Genomic DNA, 11,860 nt, shown 5'->3' with positions numbered 1-11,860 from the left:
TCATGGTGCGATTGCAGAAATCGCACCATGTCGGGGGCTGGTCAGGGCGCAAGCTCGGCTCTGACCTCGCCGAGCAGCGCCATACCACCCAACCGGCCCAATTCGTCCGAACATTTCGCGCTCTTGCCGTAGCAGCAGAATGCGACCGTCACCCGCTCGGAAAGTGGTCCGATGCAGGGCAAGCCCGTGTCGCCAAAGGTGGTCATGCACGGCACCACGCGGCGTTCCTCGAACCTGAGGTCGCTGATACGGGCAAGGATCTGCTCTTGCAGGTGATCAGCAACGTCAACCGATCCGCCCGATCGGAACCAGTCCTTGATGTCAGCCTCGCTGTCGAGCGCAATGTCGACCGGATCACCGCCGAGCTTCAACCAGGTCTGGCCGTCCGGATAGAGGATCGGCGGCAGGATATAGGGATTGTCGCCCTTGGGCCCCAGACAACGCATCGATGGCATTCCGGCGAGGCGCTGGACCTCCGCCGCACCGAGCCGAAACAGCGCCGCGGTGCGCGCATAGACCGTGAATCCCAGCGAGCGACCAAGCAACGACTGGGTGTGCCCGCCTGCCGCGACGAGAACGCGCTCGGCCTCGACGCTCCTCGATCGCGTCCGGATCGTCACGCCGGAGCCGTTCTCCGAAATCCCCAGCGCAACTTCGTCGATAATCCGCGCGCCTGCCCGCTCCGCCGCGATCGTCTGCGCCCGGACCAGGCGGCGCGGTGAGATGTATCCGGCATTGCGCGGCTCGAAAAAGCCCTGCATTCCCGCGGTTGATTTGAGATACGGAAATCGCTCGGCGAGCCCCGCATCACGAAATTCTTCGCAAGCGATCCCGTCTTCGGCGCAGATCGTGCCGACCGATGCGACATCGGTGGTTTGGCTGTTGCCGACGTGAAGCGCACCGGCTTCGCGGTAGAATTCGACACCGCTCTCAGCGGAAATCTCGCCGTAGCGCGAAATCGCAGCGCGGTTCGCCTGCCGCCAGAACGCTCCCGGATCGTAGGTCCGCGTGATGCGGCCTTCATCGTAATGGCTGCCAAAGACGCCGCTGTGCTGCGAAAAATCGGCCGGCTCATCGGGCCCGATCAGTGCAACGTCGTGGCCCATTTTGGCCAGATGTCGCGCAGCCGCCGATCCGATCAGACCGCGTCCGATCACCGCAAGCTTGATCGCCTTGTTGGCGCTCACGATGACCTCCTACGCCTTGCCGTTCCGGATCATGGTCAGACTCAGAACGCCCCCATGCGCTCGGCGAGAGCGAACAGCCAGAACACCCCGGCCATCACCAGCGCGACGCCGACCGCGGCCGAGCCCACGTCCTTGACCCGGCCGATCTGCGGATCGTGATCCATGGTCAGGCGGTCGGAGAGCTTCTCGATCGCGGTGTTGAGCAGCTCGATCACCAGCACCAGCACCACAGTCGCGACCAGTTCGACCCGGCGCATCACGGTGGCGCCGACCAGCCAGGCCAGCGGCAGCGACAGCACGAGCGCCACCACCTCCTCGCGAATCGCCTGCTCCGAGCGAATGGCGAACGCCAGCCCGTTGCGCGAGTTGATGGTGGCCCGCCAGAACCTCAGCAAGTCACTGTCCCCAAGTCACCTGCCCCAAATCACAACCCCGCAGCGGCCGGCATCGGTTTGACCTTGCCGGCGCGCTCCTGCTTCAGCAGTTCGGCGATCAGGAAGGCCATGTCGATCGACTGTTCGGCGTTGAGACGGGGATCGCAGACCGTGTGGTAGCGGTCGTTGAGATCCTCATCGGTGATGGCGCGGGCGCCGCCGATGCATTCGGTGACGTCCTGCCCGGTCATCTCCAGATGCACGCCGCCGGCATGGGTGCCCTCGGCGGCATGGGCCTGGAAGAACGACTTCACCTCCGACAGCACGCGGTCGAACGGCCGGGTCTTGTAGCCCGAGGTCGAGGTGATGGTGTTGCCGTGCATCGGATCGCACGACCACACCACGACGCGCCCTTCCCGCTGCACGGCGCGGATCAGGCCCGGCAGATGGTCGCCGACCTTGTCGGCGCCGAAGCGGTTGATCAGCGTCAGCCGTCCCGGCTCGTTGTCGGGGTTGAGGATGTCGATCAGCTTCAACAGCTCGTCCGGCTTCAGCGACGGGCCGCATTTCAGGCCGATCGGGTTCTTGATGCCGCGGAAATATTCGACATGGCCGTGATCGAGCTGCCGGGTGCGGTCGCCGATCCAGATCATGTGGCCGGAGGTCGCGTACCAGTCGCCGGTGGTGGAATCGACCCGCGTCATCGCCTGCTCGTAGCCGAGCAGCAGCGCCTCGTGGCTGGTGTAGAAATCGGTGGCGCGCAGCTCGGGATGGCTCTCGAGGTCGAGGCCGCAGGCGCGCATGAAGTTCAGCGCATCCGAGATGCGGTCGGCCAGCTCCTTGTAGCGGCGGGACTGCGGCGAATCCTTCAGGAAGCCGAGCATCCATTGATGCACGCTGCCGAGATTGGCGAAGCCGCCGGTGGCGAAGGCGCGCAGCAGGTTCAGCGTCGCGGCCGACTGCCGGTAGGCCATCAGCTGGCGCTGCGGATCGGGGATGCGCGCTTCCGGCGTGAAGGCGATGTCGTTGACGATGTCGCCGCGATAGCTCGGCAGCTCGATGTCGCCCTGCTTCTCGGTCGGCGACGAGCGCGGCTTTGCAAATTGACCGGCGATGCGGCCGACCTTCACCACCGGCAGCGCGCCAGCATAGGTCAGCACGACCGCCATCTGCAGCAGCACGCGGAAGAAGTCGCGGATGTTGTTGGCACCATGCTCGGCGAAGCTCTCGGCGCAGTCGCCGCCCTGCAACAGGAAGGCCTCGCCGGCGGCGACCCGCCCCAGTGCCTTCTTCAGGCTGCGCGCCTCGCCGGCGAACACCAGCGGCGGAAAGGTCGCAAGCTGGGCCTCGACATCGGCCAATGCCTTGGCATCGGGATAATCGGGCACCTGCAGCACCTTCTTGGCGCGCCAGCTATCGGGTGTCCACCGCTCGGACATGAGGTCAACTCCTGAGCAAAAACCGCGACTTAATCGACGGGAAAGCCCGGCTTATACACAGCCGCCCGCTCCCCCGCTAGAAGGATTCCTGCAATCCCGTCAAACTCTTGCAGGAAAATGCGGATTCGCCTTTGCTGGACCATACCATGAATGCCAGGGAAATCGCCGTGGCCTCCGCCACGCTTGACGACGTTTTTAGCGACGACATCGTCGTGCCGGCCGCGGACGGCTATCCGCTCGCCGCGACGCTGTTCCTGCCGCGCGGTGCCAAGCGCCACGCCGTGCTGATCAATTCGGCGACCGCCGTGTCCCGAAAAGTCTATCGCGGCTTTGCCGGCTACCTCGCCCGCCGCGGCGCGGCGGTCCTGACCTACGACTACCGCGGCACCGGCGATAGCCGGCCGATGGCGGCGACCGGCCTCAACAAGCCGAAGTCGCTCGCCGGCTTCAAGGCCACGATGGCGGACTGGGCCGCGCTCGATGCCACCGCCGCCGTGAGCTGGATGCGCGAGCGCTACCGCGGCCTGCCGTTTGCCTATGTCGGCCACTCCTTCGGCGGCCAAGCGCTCGGCCTGTTGCCGAACAATGCCGAGATCCCGCGCGTGCTGCTGATCGCCTCGCAAGCCGCATATTGGAAACTGATGGCCTCGCCCGAGCGCTATCGCGTCATAGCCTTCATGAACGGCATCGGCCTGCCGCTGACGCGCACGCTCGGCTATTTGCCCGGCTGGGCCGGGCTCGGCATGGACCTGCCGAGGGGCGTGTTCGAGCAATGGACCCGCTGGGTGATGCGCGAGCGCTATCTGCTCGACGACACGACGTTGGCCGCGCGCGAGAATTTTCCAAAGTTCAAGGGCAAGCTCCGCGCCATCAGCATGACCGACGACACCTAGGCGACGCGTCCGGCGGTCGAGCTGTTGTGCTCCGCGTTCACCTCGACCACGCCGGAGATCATCTCGATCCACCCCACTGACGCCGGCGTCAAGACGATCGGCCATTTCGGCTTCTTCAGCAGCGAACACCGCGACGCACTGTGGCGCGGCGCCGCGGAGTGGCTCGAGGCGGAGGGGTAGCCGCAAATTTTCACCACCGTCGTCCTGGCGAAAGCCAGGACCCATAACCACCGCATTTGTTTGTGAACGGGATCGCGGCCCCAGCGTCGTGCAGCAACGAACATTTGGGGTAATGGGTCCTGGCTTTCGCCAGGACGACGATGCGGATGGTTCTCGCGCGGTCGTTTGTAGCGTCGCTCGCAGCTTCATTGGCGTACCCCACCTCCGGTGTCATCGCCCAGCTCGACCGGGCGATCCAGTATTCCAGAGGCAGTGGTTATTGAACCGATGGGCCGCGGCGTCATTGCTTCGCTCGCATGACGGCTATCGACCCCGTCATCCTGAGGTGCGAGCCTTGCGGCGTACTTGCGCCACTGGGCGAGCCTCGAAGGATGCACGGCCCGGCTGGTGGCCGTCGACCCTTCGAGACGCGCTACGCGCTCCTCAGGGTGACGGGGTCCGCCTCACATGCACTTCGTCTCTCGCATGCGCGGCGTCCACCGCAACACTCGTGACGACCGCGACGCGCCCCTCAATCGGGTGAGACGGCCAGATTGAACATCTGAGTTGGGTCGAACGCCAAGCGGAATATTTTCCGCGAGGGCACTGGACAGGGGTGATCGCTTTGATTGGACTTATGAATTTCGCGCTTTGGCGCAGAGCAACGCCCGTTGATCAACTTCTCTCAACACTGAAACCCGCACCCACCTCGCTACGTAGCTGTCGTCACCCGGCGGATCGAACATGGGCGCTTACTTGACGGCTCCAGCGCTGTCCGTTCCGGTCAAGTGCTGGAGCCCTTTTTTTGTCGCGGTGAACTGAAGGCCTCAGACCAGCTTGCGCGGCGCGGCCGTCTCGCCATCGCCGGTGTTCGGCGTCCCCGTAGGCTCGATCAGCAGCAGATGCACCTCCTCCCGTGCGACGGGCCTGTGTTCCACGCCCTTCGGCACGATGAACATCTGGCCCTCTCTCAGCGTCACCGTGCGGTCGCGCAGCTCGATGTCGAGCACGCCTTTCAGGACGAGGAAGAAGTCGTCGGTGTCGTCGTGCTTGTGCCAGACGAACTCGCCCTGCACCTTCACCACCATGACGTCGCAGGCGTTGAATTGCGCGACGGTGCGCGGCGACCAGTGGTCGGAAAAGGTCGACAGCTTTTGTGCGAGATCGATCGCGTCGTTCATGGATGCCTCCGGGCTCGCCAGATTGAAGGCGATCGATGGCAGCCTGAAGACCACACATGAAAGAGGCCGCTTACTCCTGCGGCCTCCTTGATTACTTGTCTGTTGCGCTCGGCGGTTTCTGTGGCTGCCCTTGTCCCGTCGTCGAGGCTGAGCCCTGGGCGCTGCCCGAACCGCTCGAACTCTTGCTCGAACTCGCGCTGCCACTGGAGCTTGCGCTGCCGCTGGAGCTCGAGCTTGCCTGCGCGAAGGCAAGGGACGTCGAGGCGATGAGAACTGAAAGAGCAACGGCAATCGGTCGGATCATTTCTTTCCTCCGTCGTTTGGGACACCGATGTCAATGTCCGCGGCAGAGAGACGTTCCTAGCGCCGGTGGGTTGCCTCGCCGGCTTCGAGGTGATCTCGAATCGTATCGCCGGGAAGCGGGAAGCGAGATGCGATCGCCGCGCCCGATGGACGCGGCGATCGCATGCCGTCGATTGCGTCGAGCGCGATCCGGCTCTCTACTGGACTGACGTTGGCTTGTGATGGCCGTTCATCCCGCAGGGCGTCTCGCCATTGGCGGCCTTGCGCGCCAAAAGTTCTCTCTCGGCCTGATACCAGAGCTGATCCATGTTGCCGTGCGGTTCGCCGGCGTCCTTCCACAACTCGTAGGCTCGGGTCCTGATCTCCTGCTCGGTGGGACCTTTCATGAGCGGCTCCCTTAATCGCGAATATCAAATCGTTTGAAAGGGGAACTTCCAGTCCGGCACAACGTTCCAAAACGCGCGCGATATGGTGCGCCGCCGCAGTCTGCGACGCGGCGCGGCCGGGAGCAATCAGATTGTGTGGTGGCGGGCGCCGGGTCGCGCGATTACCCACCACGCACCGGCGGCGTGCGGGTAGCCCCCTACTCCGCCGCCTGGCGCAGTCCGCTCAGCGCAGGTTCGCCGTGAAGAAATCGCGCGCAAGGCTGATGGTCTCGGCATGAACTGCGTCGCGGTCGGTGCCGTCGGGATCGCGGCATACGGTCCCCCCGATGACCAGGCGCCCTATCGCGGTACAGGTCCCGAAGAAGACAAAGTGGCCCGCATGCGGAAACAGCTTCAGCGTCGCATGGGGAACAGCTTTGCCGAGCGCCTCGGCGCCTGAGGCTATGGGCGTGATCTCGTCGGCGCTTCCCGCGACGATCGCGATCGGGATCGATATGCCGGCAAGGCTCTCCGGCGTGAAGGCCGGCACCGGCCCCGGCGCCATCGCGAACACGGCGCGAACGCGCTCGTCGCGATAGGACTGGCCGGCCAGACTGTAGCGCTGCCGGAAATCAGGATCGGTCGTCAAACGCAACACGCTCTTCTGGCGCAGCTCTGTCGCGCCCGACTGCGACGTGCACAGCGCATCGGCGGCGGGCGAGCGGCAGAATGCCGGAGTCCGTTCCGGATCTGTGATGCCGCCGGCGATAGCGATCACGGTGTAGCCGCCATACGAATGGCCGGCGGCGCCGATCCGCGCCGGGTCGATCCGGTCGCCGAACGTGCTGTCGGCGCGCATGGCGTCGATCAGCGCGCTGAGATCGACCGCGCGCAACCACGTCAGCGCATAACCGTCGACGGTCGTGCGCTCGGATCCGTTGTTGCCGGGGTGGTTGACCGCAACGGCGATGAATCCGTGCGCCGCAAGCCCCGCGCCGAGCCAGGCCAGATTGGACGCCGAGCCACCAAAACCGTGGGACAGCAGGATCAGCGGGTGGCGGAGCCCCGCCGCCGGCGTCGCATCAGGCGCGGCGCTGCCGGTGCTGATGAACGGGACGATGCGCGGCCCGATCCATTGCGGTTGCTCGCGCGCATCGGCCGCGGCCGGGTACCAGATGGTGGCGCGGAGCGCATGCACGCTGGCACCGCGCCAATCGTAAGGTTCGGCCAGAGTGAAATCGCGCGTGGTGACGCCGACCTTGAATATTGCGTCCTCGGCACGCGCGAGGCCCGGTGCTGCGACGAGGATCAGCCACAGCACCAGAAACCTCATCGAGACGCTTCCCTCTGATCCGGGAGAAATCTCGCGACGGCAGCCCCCTACTCCGCCGCCTGCCGCACGTGCCGCGCGGTTGGCGTCCGCATCGTCACCAGCTCTTCGGAGGCGGTCGGATGCAGCGCGACGGTGGCGTCGAAATCGGCCTTGGTCGCCTTCATCTTCACGGCGATCGCGACCGCCTGGGTGATCTCGGCGGCGCAGTCGCCGACGATGTGGCAGCCGAGCACGCGGTCGCTCACACCGTCGACCACGAGCTTCATCAGCACCCGGGTGTCGCGGCCGGACATCGTCGCCTTGATCGGGCGGAAATCGGTCTTGTAGATGTCGACGTGGGAAAACTGCGCCCGCGCCTCTTCTTCCGTCAGGCCAACCGTGCCGACCTCGGGCTGCGAGAACACCGCGGTCGGGATCGTCGCGTGGTCGACCGCGACCGGGCGCTTGCCGAACACGGTGTCGGCGAAGGCATGGCCCTCGCGGATCGCGACGGGAGTCAGATTGGTGCGGTGGGTGACGTCGCCGACCGCATAGATGTTGTCGACCGAGGTCTTCGACCAGGCATCGACCTGGATGCCGCCATTGGCGGGATTGATGGCGACGCCGGCAGCCTCGAGCCCGAGATGGCCGACGTTCGGATGCCGGCCGATCGCGAACATCACCTGGTCGGAGGCGATGCTCGATCCGCTCGACAGATGGGTGGTGAAATCATGGCCGTGCTTGTCGACCTTCGCCACCGTGCAGCCGGTGATGATGGTGATGCCCTTTTTCTCCATCTCGGCGCGGACATGCTTGCGCACGTCCTCGTCGAAGCCGCGCAGGATGTTGTCTCCGCGGTAGATCACGGTCACGTCGGAGCCGTAGCCATTGAAGATGCCGGCGAACTCCAGCGCGATATAGCCGCCGCCCTGGATCACGATCCGCTTCGGCAGCTCCTTGAGGTGAAACGCCTCGTTCGAGGAGATCACGTGCTCGATGCCAGGTACGGCCGGCCCGTGGTTGGGCGCGCCGCCGGTCGCGATCAGGATGTATTTCGCGGTCACCTTTTCGCCGGTGGCGAGGCGGAGCGTGTGGGCATCCTCCAGCACCGCGCGGGTCTTCACGATCCGCGCGCCTGATTTCTCGACATTGGTGGTGTAGGCAGCCTCGAGCCGGGCGATCTCCTTGTCCTTGTTGGCGACGAGAGTGGCCCAGTCGAACGAGACCTGGCCGATGCGCCAGCCGAAGCCGGCCGCGTCCTCGATCTCGTCGTGGACGTGGCTGCCGATCACGAACAGTTTCTTCGGCACGCAGCCGCGGATCACGCAGGTGCCGCCCATCCGGTACTCTTCGGCGACCATGACCCTGGCGCCATAATTGGCGGCGATGCGCGCGGCGCGAACCCCGCCCGAACCGCCACCGATGACAAACAGGTCGACGTCATACTCGGCCATGGCAACCCTCTCTCACTACGCCTCGCCCCGCGCTGTCCTCATCACTCGTCATGCCCGGGCTTGTCCCGGGCATCCACGTCTTGGTTTCCGCAGCAAGAAAGACGTGGATGGCCGGGACAAGCCCGGCCATGACGGATGCGGAAACGTCAGGGCCAAAGCGCCTGACACGCCATATGCGATAGCCGCCGCAAGCGGGGCGAGGTCACATGGCGCGCTTAGATATCCTTGCCGCGCTTCTTCATCTCGGCCTTGAACTGGGCGTTGACCTGCACGCCAAACTGCTGCGCCCACTGCTGCATATATTGCAGGGAGTCGTTGATTGCCTTTGGCTCCGAGATCAAAAGTTTCTGACCGAGCGCCGTCTTGTAGAACGTCACGAGGTCCTTCAGCTCCTGCTCGGTGAACTCGGCGGCGTAGATCTGCGCCATGCCGTCGCCGATCTCCTTCTCGCGGCCGGCGTAGGCCTTGGCGACGATCACCGCGACCTCGTCGAGATCCTTCTGGTAGTTGAGGTATTGCTGGAGCAGACCGGTCTTGGTCTTCTCGATGATGCCCGGCACGGCGCCGGCATACATCACCTGCACGTTCTTCATCGTCAGGATTTCCTTGGCGTACCCAATCGCCGCAGGGGTCGATTGCTTGACGCTGGGCGCAGCGGGCGGCTGCTGCGCCATCGCCGGCGCGGCCGCGAACGCGAGGCCGGCCGACAGGGCCACAGCCGACAAAAGTCCCGAGAAACGCTTCATTCCAAGTCTCCTTGCTTGCGGCGTCATCGCCGTTCAACAACCCGAATTCCCTGTGCGCCGGCCAGAACGGCGACGCTGCCAAGCCCGATGAACAGACCATGTTCGACCACGCCCGGAATCACGCTGAGCAGACCGGCCAGACGCGGCGGGTCGCCGATCCGGCCGAGATGGGCATCGATGATCCAGTGGCCGCCATCGGTGACAAAAGCGTGACCGTCCTTGCCCTTACGGATGACCATTTGGCCGGACACGCCGGCATCAGTGAACGCCCGCGCCATCGCGGCCTGCGTCGCGGCGAGGCCAAACGGGATCACCTCGACCGGCAGCGGAAAACGGCCGAGCACGTCGACCCATTTGCTGTCGTCCGCGATCACGATCATGCGATCACTGGCGGCCGCCACGATCTTCTCGCGCAACAGCGCGCCGCCGCCGCCCTTGATCAGGTTGAGCGCGGGGTCGATCTCGTCTGCGCCGTCGATGGTGAGGTCGAGATGGTCGATCTCGTCCAGCGTGGTCAGCGGCACGCCGCAGCGGATCGCATCCGCGCGGGTCGCCTCCGAGGTCGGCACACCGATCACCTTCATGCCGGCGCGGACCTTGTCGCCGAGCAGCTCGACGAAATGCTTGGCGGTCGACCCGGTGCCGAGCCCGAGCTTCATGCCGTCGCGCACCTCTTCGAGCGCGCGCGCCGCCGCCTGGCGTTTCAGTGCGTCCATGTCCACGTGCCGCTAGCTCCCGGTTTCCGCGGTTGCGGGCGCGCCAATCGGCGGCCCGGCGGGCGCATATCTAGCCTCGATTCACGGGCAGGAATAGCGGCATCCGGGCTCGTCTTCAGGCCGAAACGGCATCCATCGCGGCCAAAATCGCCGAAAAACGCTCTTCGACCTCGGCCCGCATCCCGGGATGGGTGAAAACATAGAACTGATCGTCGTGAATCGCGCTCACGACGCGGGCCGCAACCGATGCCGGATCGAGACCGGCTTCCAGGCGGCGCGCGATCTCGGCGATGATCGCAGCCGCGGGGCTGTCCGGAGCGAACTGGCGGGACGGGCCGTACTGCTCGGGGCGGTTGCGCCCGCTTTCGGCGATCCGGGTGCGCACATAGCTCGGACAGAGCACGCTGACGCCGATGCCGAGCGGCCTGAGTTGCGCCGCGAGCCCCTCCGACATGCTGACGATGGCGAACTTGGTGGCGGAATAGGGGCTGAGACCGAGCCCGGCATTCATCCCGGCCATCGATGCCGTGTTGACAATATGGCCGCCTTCGCCATGCCTGCGGATATGCGGCAGGAAGCTCCTCAAGCCGTGCACGACGCCCATCAGATTGACGTCGATCACCCAGCGCCAGTCGTCGAGCGAGATCGGGTCGATGCCGCCGCCGCCCGCGACGCCGGCATTGTTGCAGAGGACGTGAACGTTGCCGAAGGCGAGGAATGAAGCCTGCGCTGCACCCTGGACGCTGTCGGGATCGGCGACGTCGCAGACAACGCCTTGAACGTCGGCGCCGGTGGCACGCAGCGCATCGACCGCCTTGTCCAGCGCGCCGGTCTCGACATCGGCCAGCATCACCATCATGCCCTCTGCCGCGAAGGCGGTTGCCATCGCCAGTCCTATGCCGCTGGCCGCACCGGTGACAAAAGCGGCTTTTCCGGCGAGTTCCCGCATCCTAGGCCTCCCCAATTTCATGACGCGCGCACATCTACTCTTGCATCGCGGCGCACAGCCCGATAGCGAAAAGCGTGATGTCCGCCTCCTCTCCCCCCATCATCGTGTTCGATCTCGACGGCACGCTGGTCGACACCGCGCCTGATCTGATCAGCGCGCTGAACCATGTGCTCGCCCGCGAGGATCTGCCGCCGGTGCCGCTGGCCGCGGCCCGCAACATGATCGGCGCCGGCGCGCGCAAGCTTTTGGAACGCGGCCTCGAGGTGGACGGACGCGCGGTCAGCGTTGGCGACCTCGACCGTTTGACCAAGGATTTCGTCGACTATTACGCCGAGCACATCGCCGACGGCTCGCGCCCGTTCGACGGGCTCGAGGCCGCGCTCGACAGGCTGGCGGCCAAGGGCCATCGCTTCGCGGTCTGCACCAACAAGCTGGAATGGCTGTCGAAGCTTTTGCTCGACCGGCTCGGCCTGACCTCGCGCTTTGCCGCGATCTGCGGCCAGGACACGTTCGGCGTCGCCAAGCCCGATCCGGCGTTCCTGCGCGAGACGGTGGCCCGCGCCGGCGGCCGGCTGCCGGGCGCCATCATGGTCGGCGATGCCGGCCCCGATGTCGGGGTTGCGCGGCGGGCCCAGGTCCCGGTGATCGGCGTCGATTTCGGCTATACCGACGTACCGATGACCGAGCTGAAGCCCGACCGGCTGATCAGCCATATGCGCGATCTGCCCGACGCCGTCGCCAGCCTCATCGCGGCATAAATATCCTGCAAAACATTGATATCG

Annotated in this window: 11 protein-coding genes and 1 pseudogene; 2 read left to right on the top strand and 10 right to left on the bottom strand. The window is 65.4% G+C overall.

Annotated features, from left to right (window positions below; all coding sequences use genetic code 11):
- Positions 1–41 precede the first annotated feature (41 nt).
- Genes K359_RS0106130 through K359_RS0106120 form a run of 3 tightly spaced genes read right to left on the bottom strand, consistent with a single transcriptional unit; the run spans position 42 to position 3,000 of the window.
- Positions 42–1,187, bottom strand: a complete 1,146-nt coding sequence (locus K359_RS0106130) for an FAD-binding oxidoreductase (protein WP_035976207.1) — start codon at positions 1,185–1,187, stop codon at positions 42–44.
- 41 nt (positions 1,188–1,228) lie between these two features.
- Positions 1,229–1,582: a diacylglycerol kinase gene (locus tag K359_RS0106125; RefSeq protein WP_029078549.1), complete on the bottom strand. Its 354-nt coding sequence runs from the start codon at positions 1,580–1,582 to the stop codon at positions 1,229–1,231.
- A 29-nt stretch (positions 1,583–1,611) separates the two neighbouring features.
- Complete coding sequence (locus K359_RS0106120; protein ID WP_029078548.1) at positions 1,612–3,000, bottom strand: class II 3-deoxy-7-phosphoheptulonate synthase; 1,389 nt, start codon at positions 2,998–3,000, stop codon at positions 1,612–1,614.
- Positions 3,001–3,146: 146 nt separating this feature from the next.
- Between K359_RS0106120 and K359_RS51265 the strand changes: the two are divergent.
- A pseudogene (locus K359_RS51265) lies at positions 3,147–4,073 on the top strand (alpha/beta fold hydrolase).
- A gap of 806 nt (positions 4,074–4,879) precedes the next feature.
- Here K359_RS51265 and K359_RS0106105 read toward each other — a convergent pair.
- The 7 genes from K359_RS0106105 to K359_RS0106075 all read right to left on the bottom strand — a co-directional run bounded on the left by K359_RS0106105 (position 4,880) and on the right by K359_RS0106075 (position 11,078).
- Complete coding sequence (locus K359_RS0106105; RefSeq protein WP_029078547.1) at positions 4,880–5,233, bottom strand: cupin domain-containing protein; 354 nt, start codon at positions 5,231–5,233, stop codon at positions 4,880–4,882.
- Positions 5,234–5,733: 500 nt separating this feature from the next.
- Positions 5,734–5,922: a DUF2934 domain-containing protein gene (locus tag K359_RS0106100; protein ID WP_029078546.1), complete on the bottom strand. Its 189-nt coding sequence runs from the start codon at positions 5,920–5,922 to the stop codon at positions 5,734–5,736.
- A 223-nt stretch (positions 5,923–6,145) separates the two neighbouring features.
- The gene (locus K359_RS0106095) at positions 6,146–7,234 is read right to left on the bottom strand and encodes an alpha/beta fold hydrolase (protein ID WP_051346021.1); all 1,089 of its coding nucleotides are present in this window, start codon (positions 7,232–7,234) and stop codon (positions 6,146–6,148) included.
- 47 nt (positions 7,235–7,281) lie between these two features.
- The gene (gene gor, locus K359_RS0106090; protein ID WP_029078544.1) at positions 7,282–8,667 is read right to left on the bottom strand and encodes a glutathione-disulfide reductase; all 1,386 of its coding nucleotides are present in this window, start codon (positions 8,665–8,667) and stop codon (positions 7,282–7,284) included.
- Between the two features lie 215 nt (positions 8,668–8,882).
- Complete coding sequence (locus tag K359_RS0106085; RefSeq protein WP_029078543.1) at positions 8,883–9,413, bottom strand: DUF2059 domain-containing protein; 531 nt, start codon at positions 9,411–9,413, stop codon at positions 8,883–8,885.
- Positions 9,414–9,436: 23 nt separating this feature from the next.
- Positions 9,437–10,135, bottom strand: a complete 699-nt coding sequence (gene rpiA, locus K359_RS0106080; RefSeq protein ID WP_029078542.1) for a ribose-5-phosphate isomerase RpiA — start codon at positions 10,133–10,135, stop codon at positions 9,437–9,439.
- Between the two features lie 109 nt (positions 10,136–10,244).
- Positions 10,245–11,078 (bottom strand): SDR family NAD(P)-dependent oxidoreductase, encoded by an 834-nt coding sequence (locus K359_RS0106075; protein WP_029078541.1) that lies wholly within the window; start codon positions 11,076–11,078, stop codon positions 10,245–10,247.
- A 77-nt stretch (positions 11,079–11,155) separates the two neighbouring features.
- Here K359_RS0106075 and K359_RS0106070 point away from each other — a divergent pair, with 77 nt between their 5' ends.
- The gene (locus K359_RS0106070) at positions 11,156–11,836 is read left to right on the top strand and encodes an HAD hydrolase-like protein (protein WP_029078540.1); all 681 of its coding nucleotides are present in this window, start codon (positions 11,156–11,158) and stop codon (positions 11,834–11,836) included.
- The last annotated feature ends 24 nt before the right edge of the window (positions 11,837–11,860 follow it).

The sequence above is a fragment of the Bradyrhizobium sp. th-b2 genome, assembly GCF_000426785.1.
In the GTDB taxonomy this organism is placed as follows: domain Bacteria; phylum Pseudomonadota; class Alphaproteobacteria; order Rhizobiales; family Xanthobacteraceae; genus Bradyrhizobium; species Bradyrhizobium septentrionale.
The sequence above is the reverse complement of the archived record's forward strand: the minus strand, read 5'-3'. Positions and strand labels throughout refer to the sequence as shown.

Excerpts from the sequence above, each read along its gene's own strand:
- K359_RS0106120 (WP_029078548.1), bottom strand. The coding sequence starts at position 3,000 with ATGTCCGAGCGGTGGACACCCGATAGCTGGCGCGCCAAGAAGGTGCTG.
- K359_RS0106070 (WP_029078540.1), top strand. The coding sequence starts at position 11,156 with ATGTCCGCCTCCTCTCCCCCCATCATCGTGTTCGATCTCGACGGCACG.
- K359_RS0106105 (WP_029078547.1), bottom strand. The coding sequence starts at position 5,233 with ATGAACGACGCGATCGATCTCGCACAAAAGCTGTCGACCTTTTCCGAC.
- K359_RS0106085 (WP_029078543.1), bottom strand. The coding sequence starts at position 9,413 with ATGAAGCGTTTCTCGGGACTTTTGTCGGCTGTGGCCCTGTCGGCCGGC.
- K359_RS0106095 (WP_051346021.1), bottom strand. The coding sequence starts at position 7,234 with ATGAGGTTTCTGGTGCTGTGGCTGATCCTCGTCGCAGCACCGGGCCTC.
- gor (WP_029078544.1), bottom strand. The coding sequence starts at position 8,667 with ATGGCCGAGTATGACGTCGACCTGTTTGTCATCGGTGGCGGTTCGGGC.
- K359_RS0106075 (WP_029078541.1), bottom strand. The coding sequence starts at position 11,078 with ATGCGGGAACTCGCCGGAAAAGCCGCTTTTGTCACCGGTGCGGCCAGC.
- K359_RS0106100 (WP_029078546.1), bottom strand. The coding sequence starts at position 5,922 with ATGAAAGGTCCCACCGAGCAGGAGATCAGGACCCGAGCCTACGAGTTG.